Origin of the sequence: Paenibacillus sp. UNC499MF (assembly GCF_900107975.1) — a bacterium.
GTDB lineage: Bacteria > Bacillota > Bacilli > Paenibacillales > NBRC-103111 > Paenibacillus_F.
The window spans coordinates 1-16,381 of sequence record NZ_FNVF01000006.1; the positions used below are offsets into that span (position 1 = coordinate 1).

General features: G+C 54.3%; 18 protein-coding genes and 1 riboswitch. Of the genes, 11 read left to right on the top strand and 7 right to left on the bottom strand.

The features are described 5' to 3' along the window. Positions 1 to 383: 383 nt before the first annotated feature. Complete coding sequence (locus C4S74_RS14330; protein ID WP_103995986.1) at positions 384 to 1,454, bottom strand: acyltransferase family protein; 1,071 nt, start codon at positions 1,452 to 1,454, stop codon at positions 384 to 386. 591 nt (positions 1,455 to 2,045) lie between these two features. Between C4S74_RS14330 and C4S74_RS14335 the strand changes: the two genes are divergently transcribed. The 7 genes from C4S74_RS14335 to C4S74_RS14370 all read left to right on the top strand — a co-directional run bounded on the left by C4S74_RS14335 (position 2,046) and on the right by C4S74_RS14370 (position 8,021). Continuing rightward, a complete protein-coding gene (locus tag C4S74_RS14335) occupies positions 2,046 to 2,252 on the top strand; it encodes a hypothetical protein (RefSeq protein ID WP_103995987.1) in 207 nt (68 codons plus the stop codon). Positions 2,253 to 2,311: 59 nt separating this feature from the next. After that, positions 2,312 to 2,851 carry a DoxX family protein gene (locus C4S74_RS14340; RefSeq protein WP_103995988.1) on the top strand — a complete coding sequence of 180 codons (540 nt, stop codon included), beginning with the start codon at positions 2,312 to 2,314 and terminating at the stop codon, positions 2,849 to 2,851. 250 nt (positions 2,852 to 3,101) lie between these two features. Continuing rightward, positions 3,102 to 3,234: riboswitch (cyclic di-AMP (ydaO/yuaA leader) on the top strand. 2 nt (positions 3,235 to 3,236) lie between these two features. Continuing rightward, a complete protein-coding gene (locus tag C4S74_RS14345; protein ID WP_103995989.1) occupies positions 3,237 to 4,097 on the top strand; it encodes a hypothetical protein in 861 nt (286 codons plus the stop codon). 72 nt (positions 4,098 to 4,169) lie between these two features. Beyond that, positions 4,170 to 5,123, top strand: a complete 954-nt coding sequence (locus tag C4S74_RS14350; RefSeq protein ID WP_103995990.1) for an L-lactate dehydrogenase — start codon at positions 4,170 to 4,172, stop codon at positions 5,121 to 5,123. 222 nt (positions 5,124 to 5,345) lie between these two features. Next, the gene (locus C4S74_RS14355) at positions 5,346 to 6,122 is read left to right on the top strand and encodes a DeoR/GlpR family DNA-binding transcription regulator (RefSeq protein ID WP_103995991.1); all 777 of its coding nucleotides are present in this window, start codon (positions 5,346 to 5,348) and stop codon (positions 6,120 to 6,122) included. Then, positions 6,115 to 6,957: an HAD family hydrolase gene (locus C4S74_RS14360; RefSeq protein WP_103995992.1), complete on the top strand. Its 843-nt coding sequence runs from the start codon at positions 6,115 to 6,117 to the stop codon at positions 6,955 to 6,957. Before C4S74_RS14355 ends, C4S74_RS14360 begins: the two co-directional genes overlap by 8 nt. Before the next feature lie 572 nt (positions 6,958 to 7,529). Next, entirely contained in the window at positions 7,530 to 8,021 is a 492-nt protein-coding gene (locus tag C4S74_RS14370) for a cysteine dioxygenase family protein (RefSeq protein ID WP_103995994.1), read from the top strand. A 193-nt stretch (positions 8,022 to 8,214) separates the two neighbouring features. Here C4S74_RS14370 and C4S74_RS14375 read toward each other — a convergent pair whose 3' ends face one another. Together C4S74_RS14375 and C4S74_RS14380 are read right to left on the bottom strand one after the other, a co-directional pair. After that, positions 8,215 to 8,865 (bottom strand): hypothetical protein, encoded by a 651-nt coding sequence (locus C4S74_RS14375; RefSeq protein ID WP_103995995.1) that lies wholly within the window; start codon positions 8,863 to 8,865, stop codon positions 8,215 to 8,217. 84 nt (positions 8,866 to 8,949) lie between these two features. Beyond that, positions 8,950 to 9,819 carry a cation diffusion facilitator family transporter gene (locus C4S74_RS14380; protein ID WP_103995996.1) on the bottom strand — a complete coding sequence of 290 codons (870 nt, stop codon included), beginning with the start codon at positions 9,817 to 9,819 and terminating at the stop codon, positions 8,950 to 8,952. A 345-nt stretch (positions 9,820 to 10,164) separates the two neighbouring features. Here C4S74_RS14380 and C4S74_RS14385 point away from each other — a divergent pair, with 345 nt between their 5' ends. Next, positions 10,165 to 11,400, top strand: coding sequence for a YCF48-related protein (locus tag C4S74_RS14385; RefSeq protein ID WP_103995997.1), 1,236 nt, complete (start codon positions 10,165 to 10,167; stop codon positions 11,398 to 11,400). A 115-nt stretch (positions 11,401 to 11,515) separates the two neighbouring features. Here C4S74_RS14385 and C4S74_RS14390 read toward each other — a convergent pair whose 3' ends face one another. From C4S74_RS14390 to C4S74_RS14405, 4 genes are all read right to left on the bottom strand, one after another. Beyond that, positions 11,516 to 11,734, bottom strand: coding sequence for a helix-turn-helix transcriptional regulator (locus C4S74_RS14390; RefSeq protein ID WP_103995998.1), 219 nt, complete (start codon positions 11,732 to 11,734; stop codon positions 11,516 to 11,518). 10 nt (positions 11,735 to 11,744) lie between these two features. Next, complete coding sequence (locus tag C4S74_RS14395; protein ID WP_103995999.1) at positions 11,745 to 12,224, bottom strand: DUF2975 domain-containing protein; 480 nt, start codon at positions 12,222 to 12,224, stop codon at positions 11,745 to 11,747. Then, on the bottom strand, positions 12,225 to 12,707 hold the full coding sequence (locus C4S74_RS14400) for a DUF2975 domain-containing protein (RefSeq protein WP_103996000.1): 483 nt from the start codon (positions 12,705 to 12,707) through the stop codon (positions 12,225 to 12,227). It abuts the gene before it with no gap. 248 nt (positions 12,708 to 12,955) lie between these two features. Next, on the bottom strand, positions 12,956 to 13,318 hold the full coding sequence (locus tag C4S74_RS14405; RefSeq protein WP_103996001.1) for a VOC family protein: 363 nt from the start codon (positions 13,316 to 13,318) through the stop codon (positions 12,956 to 12,958). A gap of 417 nt (positions 13,319 to 13,735) precedes the next feature. Between C4S74_RS14405 and C4S74_RS14410 the strand changes: the two genes are divergently transcribed. From C4S74_RS14410 to C4S74_RS14420, 3 genes are all read left to right on the top strand, one after another. Further along, the gene (locus tag C4S74_RS14410; protein WP_103996002.1) at positions 13,736 to 14,401 is read left to right on the top strand and encodes a YjgB family protein; all 666 of its coding nucleotides are present in this window, start codon (positions 13,736 to 13,738) and stop codon (positions 14,399 to 14,401) included. A gap of 190 nt (positions 14,402 to 14,591) precedes the next feature. Beyond that, positions 14,592 to 15,581: an L-glyceraldehyde 3-phosphate reductase gene (gene mgrA / locus C4S74_RS14415; protein WP_103996003.1), complete on the top strand. Its 990-nt coding sequence runs from the start codon at positions 14,592 to 14,594 to the stop codon at positions 15,579 to 15,581. Positions 15,582 to 15,711: 130 nt separating this feature from the next. After that, positions 15,712 to 16,239, top strand: a complete 528-nt coding sequence (locus C4S74_RS14420) for an ADP-heptose synthase (protein ID WP_103996004.1) — start codon at positions 15,712 to 15,714, stop codon at positions 16,237 to 16,239. The last annotated feature ends 142 nt before the right edge of the window (positions 16,240 to 16,381 follow it).

Sequence of the window (16,381 nt, forward strand, 5' to 3'; positions counted from 1 at the left end):
TCCTCCGTATAGTGCTTGAACTTTTGTCCTTTTCTCGCTGGCATAAAAAATGCACCCCCTAGAATTTCATCGGAATTACCCAAGGGTTTTTCCAATGTCCATTCTAAGGGGTGCATTTCATTATTCAGGCCGGGCTTTTTTCGCTGTGGACCGATACGCCGCGCGACTCTAGTCCATGAACGGCTGGAAGCGGCGGCGGCTTACAACCAGGCAGCGATAAGCCGGTGCAAAGACCGAGTGTGCCGGGCGTCAAAAACCTGCTGACGGGTACGCGCTCGTGAGTCCGGCGGCTGATGACGTTCCTATGCGCCGCATCGCGGCGAAATTCCGGGGAACGCCGGCAACAGCCGCAATCCGAACCGGCAGGGCCCGCGCATAGGCGGCTAGTACGTGCTGCGCGTCCGGCCGGGCAGTCTCCGCTGCAGCCAGCGGAGGGCACGGGCCGCATCCGGCTCGATGCAGGGGCGCATCGCGGCGGTGAACCGGCGGCCCGACAGCGCCGCCACGATCGCGGCCGCGGCCGCACATCCCGCCGCAAGAGCCGCGGCAGTCCCCGCCGCTCCCGCGCCCATCAGCCGGGCCAGCAGCTCCATGAGCCCTGCCGCGCCCAGCAGCTTGATGGCGGCGCCATGGAGCAGGAAGACGTAGACCGTCCGTCCGCCGAGGACGGTCAAGCGGCTTTCCGCGCGGGGGAGCAGCAGAAGGAACGCGGCCGAAGCGGCGGCCTGCGCCGCGTAGCAGCCGAGGCGCAGCAGCGTGCCCGCCGCGGCCGGGACGCCGAGCTGCGCGTAGCCGGCGCCGCCGGCGAGCCACTGCGCGGCGCTATCCGCGCCCGCCGCGTGCCAGAACGCGGGCAGCGCCAGCAGCAGCAGCGCCGCGGCGGCCCGGATCGCGCGGCGCTGCACAGCCGTGCGCCGCCGGGGCTCCCGTTCTTCCCGCCAGTAGTATCCGGCGAGGAAGAACGGGAAGAACACAAGCGTGCGCGTCAGGCCAAGCCACGCGCCCGTTTCCGCCGGCAGGAAGCCGGCCGCGGCGCCGAGCAGGACGGCGGCGGCAACCGGATGCTTGAGCCGGGTGAACGGGATGAGAAGAAGCTTCCAGCCGAAATGCGCGGTCAGGAACCAGAGCATCCAATAAGGCAGCCAGAACGAATACCGGATGCCGGGGCTGTGGAGCCAGAACAGATCAAGGACCGAGTACAAGGTCTGAAAGAAAAGATACTGCAGCGCGATCCGCAGCATTCCGGCGGCCGCGTCGGGTTTCTGCCAGTAGGTTTTGGCGAAATAACCGGTTACCAGCACGAACACCGGCAGATGAAACGTGAAAATGGCGGTCACGACAGCCTGCGCGGCTTCCGGCAGAGGCGGGAGGGTTAGCAGCAGGTTAACCAGAACGACCAGCAGGATCAGGAAAAAACGGACATTCGTGAAATAGACGGCAGTATGGTTTCGCATAGGGGTCATCTCTCTTTGTGCAAAATTTTGTTATGTTCGGACTGTCGTTGTTACGGTTTCTATAGTAGAAACGCTAGGCAGCCAAACCTGCCGGAAGCGCTGTTGCGGATATTTGGCTATCTAAAAGAAGTATAGAACTTCTGGTTTTAAGTGATTGTGATATTATTCACATGACCTTATTAAGTAACGGCTTTCATTATGAAGAATGCTTGAACATGATTATTATCACTTATTTCGGGCTAAGTGTGATTAATATCACATACATACCTCCCGGGGGAGGACTATACTAAAGTCAGAAAGAGAGAACAACACACGAAAGAAGGTGAAGGAGCCATGAAAGAGACAGCTGACCCGCAGGTTCAACAAGGAAGATGCCCGCAATGCGGTTCCGGTATTCCAATCGTGAAAAAAATCAAATCCGCCTGGATTTGCGAAGACTGCCGGTTAAAGCCTCTGGTATCCAGAGCTGACGGCTCCGCCGGCTCATCCGAACTTCCTGAATGATTCGGGGAGGAAAGAAAAGCTTTCTACGGCCAAGAATGTGAAAATATTCACAAAATAAATTGCGAACTGCGAAAGGATGCGAGTATCATGACCGCCCTTCATCTTGTAAACGCGGCACCCGCACACTGTGAGGCATGCGGCGCCCGGCTTCAGCAGCACCCCGAAGGTTATAAGGATTTATGCTTCGATTGTGTGCAGGCAGGGCAAATCGTCCGAATGCAAGCGGCCGGCAAAACCGGACTTCCCCTTCCTCTGGAAGCGGAATGCGGATTGATCGAGCAGTACTGGCTTTAAAAAAACGGAAACACGCAAAACCATCATATAGAATACGCAGCTTGAAAGGGGAAATTTATATGTTTAACTGGTTAAGAACGAACGTCTACGCGGCAGGTCTGATGCTCATCCTCCGCTTTTACCTCGGATACGCATGGATCACCGGAGGATGGCACAAACTGACGGGCGGATTTGACGCCACGGGCTTCCTGAAAGGCGCGGTAGCGAAGCCGGTTATGGATAAAGCGACCAACGAGCTGGTCTATCCGACCTTCACCGCATTCCTGGAAAACTTCGCACTGCCGAACGCCAAATTGTTTAACGTACTGATTCCGCTCGGAGAGTTTCTGGTAGGACTGGGTCTTGTCCTCGGCGCACTGACGACGGCCGCAGCATTCTTCGGGGTACTGATGAACTTCATGTTCCTCTTCGCCGGTACCGTAAGCACGAACCCTTGGATGATCCTGCTTGGTGTGATCGTCATCGCCGCCGGAGCCAACGCCGGCAAGTTCGGAGCCGACTATTACATCCTTCCTTACCTCCGCAAGCTTCTCCGCCATCGCGGAGACCACGGCGCAAACCCGACTCTCGGAGGAGGCAAGGCACGCGCCCATATCTGACCGAACGATAATGCTTACCGAAAAAGCCCCGGATACCGGGGCTTTTTTTCTGATAAAAGGAGAAAGAATGAGCACCGATCAGCCTGATGAAGCAACGATAGAATGAATGGGGTTACATGGATCAAAACGGAATCGGGCTGTCCGCCGGATTTGTTTACAGGCCCGATTCACGGGGGTAACATACTCTCAGGGCCCGCAGAAAGCGGCTTCGGAGAGCGTGTCCGGACGCCGGAGCGGCTCTGTCATCATCTTCATCTGCGCGCTTAATTCTCGAAAGAGAAGCGGGGGACCCACGTTTCTGGGGTGAATCGGAATAAGTATCCGTAGGGGTCTCTCAAACCCGAACCCGGCAGCTAACCTCGCAAGCGTCATTGGGAGAAAAGGAGTGGAAAAGGAAGAAATGGACGCACGAATTATCCGCATTGAACTGTTTGAATTCGATGTTCCCTGCTGCTATCATCATGCCAAAGGAAAGCTGGAGAACTGCAGGTACGGGCTCCTGAAGCTTACGGACGAGGCGGGAGAGACAGGCTGGGGAGAATGCTTGATGGCGGTGAATGAAAAGTACTTCGATCTTGTGACCTGGGCCCGTTTTCTGTACCGCCTCCAAAAAACGACGACGGCGCAAGCGCTCGATATCGTCCGTTTGTACCGCGTTCTCTGGGGGAATGTCAAAGCGGATCTGACCGAGATGGCGCTGTTCGATCTGATATCCCGGTCGCGGCGCAAACCGTTTGTGGAGGTGCTCGGAAGCTACGGGGGAGCCGGATATTACGGAAGCTGCGGCCGTTCCGTTAAGAGCTCTTTCGGTTTCCGCCCTGCGGCGGTCCTGAGTGAGGAAGACGGCGTATGGCCCTGCGGGGAACCGTATTATCCTTCTGGCAGCAGGCAGACCGCGCGCTTCGAACTTGCTGCGGGAGTGGAAAGTTCCGCGAATGCGCTCCAGACAGGGCGGGAAATTCACCCGGGCTGCGGCGGATCTCTGCTGGACGATCTGCGCAGCGCGTACATGCTTCGGCAGGAAGGAACGGCTCTGGCGATGCATAAAGATTATTTGATCGGTCCGGCCTGCTGCTTGTGGGAACATACCGCTGCGGTGCTGGGAGCGGACTGGCTGGAAGAAGGCGGCTATCCCGAACCGGCGCGCCTTGCCCCGGTGCAGGCCTGCGGATATATCGGCACAGGATTTCAACTGGACCAGCCGGTGCTTTTCGAGCAATCCCGGGCATATTTTATCGTTTTGTAGACCGGACGTTTGCTTTTTGGTGGGAAATTCGCCTACAATAATACCAGAATTCCCCTGAAAGGAGAGGTTCTCGTGTCTGCTAACGAATTCGATAACCTGGAAACAGCCAAAAAAACACGTATCGTTGTCATTGGAACGGGGGCCGTCGGTTCCACTACGGCGTATACCCTTCTGCTCAGAGAGCGGATGTCCGAACTTGTCCTCATCGATTATAATCACGCGAAAGCGAACGGGGACGCACTCGATATGAACCACGGCCTGCCGTTTACCGGCAGGGTCAAAGTATGGGCGGGTGACTATTCCGACTGTGAAGGCGCCGATATTATCATTATTTGTGCGGGTGTCGCGCAAAAGCAGGGGGAAACCCGTCTGGATCTGCTCAAGCGCAACGTGGACATTTTTAACGGCATTGTCGAGAATGTGACGAAGTACAACCAGACAGGCATTCTTCTGGTGGCGACCAATCCGGTCGATATTATGTCTTACTTTACGTGGAAAAAGTCCGAATGGCCCGTCAACCGTGTCATCGGCTCGGGAACTTTGCTGGACAGCGCGCGTTTCCGTTATTTGATCGGCGAGAAGCTTCAAGTGGACCCGCGCAGCATTCATGCGGCGATTGTCGGAGAGCACGGGGATTCCGAAGTGCCTCTATGGAGTCTGGCGAATTTTGCCGGCCTGCCTCTTGAGCTGAATCAGGACGATAAGGACGAAATTTTCCGGAATACGCGGGACGCGGCTTATCAGATTATCGAAGCGAAGGGATCGACGTATTACGCGATAGCTTTGGCGCTCGACCGGATTTGTACCGCGATTCTGCGCGACGAGGGAGCGGTGCTGAACGTATCGACGTTCGTCTCCAATTATCACGGCATGTCCGACGTGTATCTCGGGGTACCGTGTATTGTAGACCGTACGGGCGTGCGGGAGGTTATTACGCTGCCTCTGAGCGACGACGAAGAAGAGAAGCTCCGCAAATCGGGAGCCAAAATCCGGGAAATGATCGATTCGATTTCGGAACGCCTTTAGGCGGCAGTGAGATGAACTCATACAGGGCATGTTAATAAAACGTTAAAAAGGGCGGCTGATTTATCAGCCGCTTTTTTGTAATTGTTTTTTGTTTTAGTGATTGTTTGTTGGCGGGTGGTTTTCAAAGGGAATTACGGTTGATTGACAAAACGACTTAAAAAAACTTATAATTACTTATAAATCATTATCGCATTACATGAAATCACTTAAGGGTGTGCCGATATGTTTCAGGAAGAACGAATCGAAGCGATTATGGACTACTTAAGGGAGCATCAGCGGATGGACGTGAAGGAAATCTGCGACAGGTTCGACGTGTCGCGGGATACCGCGCGCAGGGATCTCGTGCGGATGGATGAGCTGGGGCTCATTGTCCGGACCCGCGGAGGAGCCATGCTGCCCTCGATGAACCGAGCGGTGACCGCGTACAAGGATCGGATGCAGAAAGCGTCGGACGAGAAGCGGCAGATCGGCCGGGAAGCCGCCAAGCTGATCCGCGACGGGCATTACTTGTTTCTCGACACGTCGACGACCGTTGCGACGGTCGCCGAGCATATCCAGACAACGGATAACGTGATTGTGACGAACTCCATCGATATTGCGGCGAAACTCGCAGACAGTAAAAGCTTCAAGGTGCATATGCTAGGCGGGCAGCTTGATCTGGAACACCGGTTTTTGTTCGGGGCGACTGCCCTGGCGCAGCTGGGGGATTATTATGTCGATTTGCTGTTTCTCGGTGCCTGCGGAATCAGTCCGGACGGGCTTTCCTACCCGCACGAAGAGGACGGCTCCATCAAGCGTGAAATGATCCGCCGAGCTGACCGTGTCGTCGTTTTGGCGGATCATACGAAATTCGGCAAACAGTTGTTTTATAAAGTTGCCGGTCTGGAAGATGTGGATGTGATCGTGACGGACCGCGAACCGGAAGAAAGCATACTCCGCCTGCTGGAAAGGCATGATGTGGAGCTGCTCATCGTAGAGGGGGATACTCAGCATGATTAAACTGATCGTAACGGATTTGGACGGTACACTCATGAATGCCGATTTGGAGGTCGCGGACTCGGATGCCCGCATGCTGCGCGAGGCGGCCGGGCAGGGCGTGCAGATTTGCATCGCATCGGGCCGGCTGTATCCTGATATCCGGAAAATTATGGACCGGGTAGGCGTCGGGGCTTACGGTATCAGCCAGAACGGTTCCGCCGTCTACACCCGGGAAGGAGAGCAGCTTCATGCCTCGCATTTCCCGGCAGACCGGGCGTCCGATTTGTTCGAGATCGTCTCGAAGCGGGAACTCGTCTTCTTCGTTTGCTGCTCGGACGAGACGATTCGCCTTCACAAAAGCACGGACGCTTCCCGGCCTTACGAGGAGCGTCAGTTGAGTCCGGTTCATCTTCAGCCCGATATCGGCGGGGAAATCCGTTCGGGGCAGGTGAAGCCCTGCAAACTTTCCCTGTTCGGCGATATGGAGAAGCTGCTGTCTTTCCGCGAGGAGCTTATGCAAAAATATGAAGGCAGCGTGGAGGCCGTCATTTCCGATCACGACTGTATGGATCTGATGCCGGCGGGGGTTTCTAAAGGAACCGGGCTGGCCCGGCTGCTTAAAGAGCTCGGTCTCCGGCATGAGGAAGCTGCGTGCATCGGCGATTCTTTCAACGATTTGCCGATGTTTGCCCTGACGCCGCACAGCTTTGCGATGATCAAAAGCCGGGATGAGGTAAAAGCGGGAGCCGGTCATACGACCTCATCGGTGGCGGAAGCGGTGACGGCCGTGCTGGAGCACAATTGCGGCGGCCTCGGTCATAAGGCGGCGAAAGCGGAAGCCGGAACCGAAAGCTAAAGCTAAATCGAAAGCTAAACCGAAAAAGCTAAACCGAAAAAGCTAAACCGAAAAAGCTAAACCGAAAAGCTAAACCGAAAAGCTAAACCGAAAAGCTAAACCGAAAAGCTAAACCAATACCAATAAGACGGTTAGCGCACGTCTTAGGCGGTCGCTCGTCCGGCCGGAGTTTCCCGGCTTGCGAAGGCAGCCCCGGCTGTTCTTTCAGTCGGCGGTGTTCGTAAGCCGGAGCGGGCCCGGCAGGAGCGTAATCCCCCGCGGAAAGCCAGTTTCCCCGCGGCGGGAGCGTAATCCTGCCGGTCCGCAGGCGCTTCGCGGGGAACCACCCCCGCGTGCTCACGCGGCGCGCAGTATCCTGTGCGCGGCGCGGCACGATAACGGCCGCAACGCGAAAAAGCCCGTCCGGAATCTTCCGGGCGGGCCTTTTAACGGCGGTAGGAGCCGGATTTCGTCGTATTTTAAAGCTGAACCGCAAGGCATGATCAGGCACCAACCTGCTGTCCGGCCCATATCCTGATATCAATTCCGGTTATTCATTCCATAAGAATACCTGATATACAGGAGGATGCGGCATGAATCTGCTTCAATCGATTGAACATGCGTTCGGCGGTTTGAAAAAACCGACGATGAACGAGCTTAGGGCAGGACTGGAAGCCTTGTCCCTGACGAAAGACAAAATCGCACCGCACGTTACCGAGCCGGAGCGTCTGGCTTACGGCCGGCATGTGCTTCTGCGGACGGCCGATGTGGAGGTCGTCGTGATCCATCTGCCGGGGCACGGCAAAACAGCTATTCACGACCACGGTTCTTCGATCGGCTGTGCCCGCGTTATTGAAGGCGAGATGCTCAATGTGTGGTACGAATTGGACCGGGGCGGGTATCCCGAGCCTTTTATGGCGGCTCCCGTCGCCAGCGGCGAGTGCATGTATGCCCCCCGCGGCCAAATTCACGAAATGCGCAACGAGCATAAAGAACGGATTGTAAGCCTTCACGTATATTCGCCTCCGTTAACGGGGACGAAAGCGTATTTGCCTTACCGTGAAGTGCTCGACTTCGTGATCTGATACCTGCGTCTGATTTGCCGCGTGGCACACCGGCACGAGCTCAAACGGGAGATATGCGTTACACTGTGAGGCTGGCAGGTTAGCAAAAGACAAAAAAACAAAAGCCCCGGTGCGCCCGGGGCTTTTTGAGCTGCTTTCAAGCGGCCGGACTTACGTCCGACGCATTATAACGGCGACCGTTTCGGACAAAACCCTACCTGGAGGCCGCCGTTTTATCCGGCTTTTTGGGGAAAATCACATATGACAGCGTAATGGCGGCATCGATAGCCAGTATGAGGCTCCACACTTTCAAAACGGAGGCCGCCGTCTCATGGTTCACAATGCCGGCCAAGGCAAGGCGTATAGCATACGGACCGGACGGTTCGGGCGGAAGCGATTGCTCGGGAACGATTCCGTAAACCACGATCAGGACGGACGTAACGGCGGCATAGAGAACGAAATGAACGGTGAAGTTCTTCAGCTCGCGGCGCGTATGGGCGGTTCCCGATAATTTCGGCTCGGCGGGAGGAAGCTCGTGATCCGGAATCCCCCACCATTTTGCGGTTTTTACCGCGATAAAGGCATCCAGCTTGCGCAGATCGCTCCGCCCGAAAAACAGCGCGTAAGCGAGAAAGATCAGAATCACCCATTGGAAGGTTTCGAATTGTCCGGTACGCCTGTAATCCAGGTAACCGATGGCCGCCATCCACAAATCGCTAAGCAGGAACAGCAGGATAAAAAGCTTGCTCAGTTTCCGGTAGTTCCAGACGTAGCGAAGCAGGAGAAAGCACACAATGCTGCCCCAGAAAACCGCCTCTCCTCCGATAAAGAACGCCCACTTATACTGTAAAATATAATCCAACATACAACGATCACCTCTGCTTCATGTCTATGCATTGGAGAATAACACATAACGCAGCGTGAGGTTCAAGAGATAATCATCCGGAGTTTACATCGGGGTCGGTTCGACGTGCACATGCACATGACCGACCTTGTGCTTGCGGAGCATCCGCTGCTCCACATCCTCCGCAATATCATGGCTCTGGGCGACGGTAAGCCGGCAGTCCACAACGATCACGACGTCGAGCAGCACCTGATTGCCGTGAACGCGGGCTCTGACGTCTTCGATGCCTTCCACCCCGGGTGTTCCGGCAATCGTCTGTTTATAGAGCACCAGCTTCTTGTCGTCGAAGCCGTCCGTTAACGCGTGGGCGGCATCGATGAAAATGCCCCAGGCCGTTTTGCAGATCAGAAAGGCTACGAGAACGGCGGCAACGGGATCGAGCCAGGGAAGCCCGAGCCGCGCTCCGATAATGCCCGCGAAAGCGGCCAGGCTGACGAAAGCGTCCGAGCGGTTGTCGTAAGCGGCGGCCAGCAGCGCTTTGTTGTTGATCCTGCGGGCAAGCCGGATGTTGTAGGCGTACACGCCGTACATAACGGCCGCGCACAGCAAAGCGACCCACGCGGCAAGCATGCCGGGGGCTTCCAGCTTCGGGCCCGTGAAAGAGCCGGCCGCCTGGATGAATACCTGTATGCCGACGGCAAACATGATAAAGGAAGCGACGAGCGCCGCAATGGTCTCGGCACGGAAGTGGCCGTAAGGGTGGTCGCTGTCGGGCGGCTTGCGGGAGATCCGCAGGCCGATCAGGACAGCCACGGAGGCGATGAGATCCGTGGCGTTGTTAAGGCCGTCGGCCGTGAGCGCCTCCGAACCGGCCCGGTATCCGATGCCGAGTTTAAGTACGGTCAGTGCGATATAGGCGACAATGGATGTCCACGCACCCCGTTCGCCTTGTTTTAAATCGTTATATGCGTCCACTTGCGCTGCCTCCATAGCCCTGCTTAGTTCTGGACTTCTATCGTACCGGACGATAACCGTGTGGGTCTAGAGAAACAGTGTTGACCACCGGCTGAAAACATGGGCGGGGTCCACTATGTTGGTTCCGGACAACTTTCGCGTAAGCGCAGACAGCGGCTTGTTCCGGCACTTCTTCGCCGGGGGGTGGAAGGAAAGCGAAAAATTCTTTACAATAGGATAAGGTATTTAACCCCGCAAAATTTCAGATAGCGATTTTTCGATAGAAAATGAGCCGGCTGCTTGCACGCCGGCATACAAACAGGATTACGCAAATGGTTGTACTTTGACCGGTTAGGAGGTATCAGCATGATTCGCAGAAGCACTCTGCTCCTGATAGGCCTGCTTTTGGCAGGATTGTTAAGCGGCTGCCTGAGTACGGACAGCAGCAAAGAGGCCGGCGCGCCTCAGGCGCCGGTACCGACGGCGACTCCCGAACCGCAGCCGACGGTCAAGCCGGGGCCGGATACCAAGAAGGATACTCCTTCGGAGTTCCAGATCCAGACAAGGCTGCTCGATTTTCATCTGATCGATGAAAAGACGGGCTTTGCCTGGGGCGTCACGAACCAGTCCTTGCGCATGTACCGGACGCAGGACGGCGGGCAGAGCTGGCAGAACGTGTCTCCACCATCGGCCGGTAATTTCAAGTTCTCACCGGGCTACGGACAGGCTATTTCCTTCTTGGACAAGCAGAGGGGATGGATCGTCCGCAGCGACCTGGAGGGCAGAAAGACTACTATCTGGCAGACGGAGAACGGTGGAGGAAGCTGGAAAGCCGCTGAACTGCCCGAACAGATGAACCCGGTCGTGCTGGATTTTCAGACGCCGCAGAACGGCTGGATGCTCAGCATTACCGATCCGTCCAAGGCCGATTCCGGCCACGTCCTGTACTCCACCTCCAACGGGGGATCGACCTGGCAGCGGACAGCCGATGCCGATCTTCCCCAGGATGGGACCATTACCGGACTGACTTTCCAGAATCTGCGGACAGGCTGGCTGTCCATGGAAGTGAAGGGACAGCCGAAAATGTACCGGAGCGAGGACGGCGGACGGACTTGGAAAGAAAGCAAAGTAATTACCAGTGCCCGGAGCAGCGAGACCTGCGAGGTAGTGGACGTGCTGCAGCCCGTTTTCTTCGGGTCGGACCGGAGCAAAGGCTGGATTCCGTTCAGCTGTCCGAGCAGCGAGGCGGATCAGTTTCACGGCTTGTTCACCGACGACGGGGGCGTCAATTGGAGTTACGCGCCTTTCAAAGTCGGAACCGACAAAGAGTCAAACGCGTTCACCCTGCCTTTTTTCCTGAGTGAGACGGACGGATGGTACCTGGATAAAAATATCGTGTATCACTCGACGGACAGAGGCAAAACGTGGGCGCCGCTGAGCGAGGATAAAATCTTGTCGAGAACGTGGAGCAAATATCCTCAGTTGACCCAGCTCCAATTTATTTCGGAAAATGTGGGCTGGATTCTTCTCGAAACGAAGGATCAGAAGAGATCCGTTCTGGTACAGACCAAGGATGGCGGAAAATCGTGGTCCGTTTTATAAAAATAAGGCTATGTTAATTCTCAATGTTGATTTTCAACAAAAAATATAACCGCCCTGTAAAGGGCGGTTTATTTAGCTATCGTATCCGTTAGTTAAATTAATTAGTTGTCTGTTTTTATTGAGTGTCTTCGTCGCTATTGTATTCCAGTATATCACCTGGCTGACAATTCAAAGTCTTACATATCGCTTCTAATGTTGAAAAACGAACCGCTTTGGCTTTCCCGTTTTTCAGAATGGAAAGATTCGCCATCGTAATTCCAACCCTCTCCGAAAGCTCCGTTACGCTCATTTTTCGTTTTGCTAACATCACATCAATATTAATACTAATTGCCACATCCTCCACCTCAGACCGTCAAATCATTTTCTGATTTTATGATAATCGCTTCTTGCAAAAGCCGTTGTAGGACAGCAGCAAAAAAGGCGATAACCAACGAAGAAAAAATGATAACGAGTCCCAATAATCCAATAGGAGGGTCAACTTTTTTCGCTATAAAATGAATGAGTGGCATGCCTAATACATATAAACTGCTGATGGTAATCGCATTATGTTTTATATTCTTTAATGCATTTACGGATAATTGCGAAAATGATTTGCTTTTATCCATATAGCGCAATAGATTGAAAGCTTGATAGAGGACAAAATAGAAAGGGATAGCCGCTCCATACATAAGGATGAAAACGAAATATTTCATTGAAGCGATATTTGGGTATAATTCGGCTGCAAAATTCGCTACATTAGGCACTAAAAATATACACAGAGCAAGAACTGGAATCCCCATAAGAATAACCGCTAATTTTAAAAACAAGGTGGACGCTTTTTTCATTTATAACACCTCTTTTTTATCCAGGAGATGTATGATCGGTTTTTGAAGAACTTCTAAAATGACTGCAACAATACTTGCTGCAAAAATACCCATTAGACTTAGCGATATCGGACCCGCCGCGTCATCTCCTGTAGTTTTAGCAAGCACCATTAAGTCTACTATCACAAACAAAATGAAGAAAATGACTGTAAAGGCACATCTCTTTATAACCTTCAAAGATTTAAGGGATAACTCGGTGAAAGCATTGTTCCTTTCGATATAAGTTAATAGCTTAAATACATGATACAATGCAACAGAAAACGTAATACAGATTCCATACGCGCATACTAAAAGGGGGTAAACCTGGTAATGGTAATCTGGATTTGCTAGGGCATCTCTCCTCGTTGCTTCAGGCAACCAATAGATACACAAAGCAAGCACTGCAATTCCAGCCAGAAAAATAATTACCTTTAAGAAAATGGTTGAACCTCGTTTAACATTCATTTAAAGCACCTCACTTATTTATGACAACATGATTTTAGCATGTGATTTATCGTTTTACAATAATTTTATATTGTATTTTGTTATATTGTTATTGAAATATCCCAGTATAGGAAATAAGTCTCGTCCGCCCTTAGCAAGTTTAATCAGCTCCTTTAATAAGATTTAACATAGCAAAAATAAAAAACACCCGTCCGTAAAGGCGGGTGTTTTTGTGCGGCTGGATGGTCCAGCCGGATTCTTCTGAAATTCTATTGTTTCAGCAAAAATTCGTTTCCGTCGATATCTTCGAAACGCGCGTAGGTTCCCCAAGGCATCTGGTTCGGCGCTTCCAGAAAACGGACGCCTTTGGCGGACAATGTCTTGTAGGTTTCCTGAATATCGTCGCATTCAAAAACGATGGCGGCCTTCTGCTCTTCCCATCCCGGCATGATGGCCTTCGGATAAAGCACGAGGCGCGTCTGCGCGCCGGGCGGCGCCACTTCAATCCAAGACGCATCGGGACCCATCGGATGGTTGGCCGCTTCGGTGAACCCGGCCCGCTCCGTCCAAAATTTGAGGGATGCCTGCTGGTCATCCACATAAACCGCAATCGTGCCCGCTTGTTTGATCATGGTTGCCTCCTGGAGTATACTCGAAATAGGGTCTGGATGGTGTATCCATTTCAAGTATAGTGGAGCTCCCGTCCGAGATCAAATCGGCGGAGAGAAGCGTACGCGGGCGAAAGCAGGCGATTTATAAAGATGCCGGGAGCAGTGGTTGACCACCGTCTTGTGCCGCCTAGCACTGCGCAACCTGCCCGGCATGCCGCATGGCAAGCCGTGTGCCGGTCCCGACCCGGTCCGGCCGGTCCGAATCCCCTCCTTTTAATCCGGAGTCAGTCCCGGGAAGAAACGTTCGGGCCTTGCCGGGCGCAGGCCGGAATGGCAAGATGCCGACCGTAAACCGGCATATGCCAGATCCGTGAATCACGGCCCAGAAAAAAACGGGGAGCGCAGACTCCCTGAAACGATCCGAGGAGTGATGAAAGCATGAACTCAAACTTAACGCATAAAAGCCGACTGCTGCTGGTGACAGCCGTTATGTCCGTGCCGCTTGCATTGACGGCATGCGGCTCGGATTCGAAACCCGCGCCGAGTCCCACGGCTGCGCCGACCGTTTCCGCCTCGCCGACTCCGTCGGCAAGCCCGAGCGGCAGCCCGGCTCCGAGCGCAGCCCCGTCTCCGACGGCGAAGCCGGATGATGAGGGCTCGGCCGCTGCCGATAAAGCGGCGCAAGTTAAAGGTCTGATGGAGCTGGCGCGCAAAGGACAGATTGCGGGCGTGGAGTATGCCGCCCACACAGGACTTATTGACGAGGTGGAGAAGAAATGGGGCAAGCCCGACAAGCAAGAAGGGGCGGGGAAAGGCCAATATGCGACCTACGCGAAACGCGGAGTTACTTTCGGCTTTAACAAAGGGATGCTGATCTTCGATGTGCGTTCCTACGATAAAGCCCTCCGGCAGCTTGCTCTTGCGGATATAAAACAGACGCTGGGCGAGCCTGCGGAAGTAACCGTCAACGGCGGAGATACGATTTATACGTACGCAGCGGGAAGCCAGTTTCAGTTGAAGTTTGTCATTCCGAAATCGACCGGCAGGGTAGATCACATCTCGGTGTACAGTCCCCAGGATACCAAAAATCTTATGGCCGGATAAAAGCAGGGCGGTTCCCTTGAAGGAGCCGCCTTTTTTAAATTTGCCTGAACGTTTGGGAAGCGGCGCGGCAGGTAAATGAAGCTTGCGGGCGAATTCCAATGTATACGGCTTTCCCATTAAGGGGAAGCGGAGCAGGCAAGAAGTTCGCAATGGGCATACTGCTTACTCATCAACGGAGGTGCTTATAGTTATGCATTATTTGGCGGATAAGGGTCGCTACGGTTCTATGGTTTACAACCGGGTGGGACGCTCGGGCTTGAAGCTGCCGGCCATTTCACTGGGATTGTGGCACAACTTCGGCGGATCGGATTCGTATGAGAACAGCCGCGCGATGATCCGAAAAGCGTTTGATCTGGGTATTACTCATTTCGATCTCGCGAACAATTATGGTCCCCCGCCGGGTTCGGCGGAAGAAAATTTCGGCCGGATTCTGAAAACGGACCTCGCGCCCTACCGGGACGAGCTCATTATTTCTTCCAAAGCCGGATATCTCATGTGGGAAGGCCCTTACGGGGAGTGGGGCTCGCGCAAAAATTTGACGGCCAGCCTGGATCAGAGCCTGAAGCGGATGGGGCTCGATTATGTGGATATTTTTTATTCCCACCGCTTTGATCCCGAAACGCCGCTCGAAGAAACGATGATGGCGCTGGATTCGATGGTCCGGCAAGGCAAAGCGCTCTATGTCGGCGTGTCCAACTACACGGCGGAACAGACGGCTGAAGCGATCCGTATTCTGAAGGAGCTGGGCACGCCGCTGCTTATTCATCAGCCGTCGTATTCCATGTTCAACCGTTGGATCGAAAACGGGCTGCAGGACGTGCTCCAGGAAAACGGCGTCGGCAGCATTGCGTATTGTCCTCTGGCACAGGGCCTGCTGACAACGAAATACCTGGACGGCATTCCGGCGGATTCCCGCGCGGCCAAACCGTCGGTCTTCCTGCAGGAAAAAGACGTGACGCCGGAGAAGCTGGAGCAAATCCGGAGGCTGAACGAGCTCGCCGGCGACCGCAAGCAGACACTGGCCCAAATGGCGCTTGCCTGGGTACTCAGAGAGGGACGCCTGACCTCGGCGCTGATCGGCGCAAGCCGGCCGGGACAGATCGAAGAGAATGCGGCGGTTGTCTCAGGCCTTGAATTCTCCGCGGAAGAGCTGAAACTGATCGAATCCGTACTTGCCTGAGGCTACGGCTTCTTGCGCAGATCCCCCGGCCGGACAAAATATTCCCATAACGCTGGAAGGACCCTGAGGGAAGTGTTATGATGGTAGTTGACTATTTTGGCTGTGCCGATCTACAAAGGGGGAAGAAACGATGGGCCGACGCTTTATTATCGAGTCCGTCCTGGTTGCCATATATGGACAACTGCTGGTACCCGGACGTCCGGTAGAATATATTTTGCCGTACTCCACCGTTGCCGAGTTGTACGAGTTGAAGGACAGCCCGGAGCCGGTTATGCCCGATCCGCAGGAGGACGCGCATGTTAAAGGGATGATCGGAGAGCTGATCACTTTTTTCGAGGACCCGCTGAACAAGAAAAAAATCGAACGGGCCCTTACCGTCCCGTGGCGTAAAAGCCCGCCGATCCTCGTGAACGACACGGTCTCTTTTACCGTCATTAATTCCGTGGACAACGCTCATTACGGGGAATCGTTCGATCCGGTGGAAACCGAGCTGATTTTGACGGCCTTGCACGAGAAGGCGCCTATGCTGACCGATCAGGTCGAGCTGGTGGAAAAAATCATTCAGGCGGAAATTCCGGTACAGATATACGATGTGGACGACTTCGAGTTTGCGGTGGAAGAGGGCATATCCGCGGACGATTTCAAAAATTTGCTGTAAGGCGTCCCGCCCGTTCCCGGGCAGGCCGTTATGTGAAAGCTGGTACTAGAAAGCCGCCGAAAGGCGGTTTTTTTCGTTGCGAGACAGGTGACCATCCTCACGCGGTGCCGGGCGCCGGGCGCTGGATGCTTCGCGCCGTACG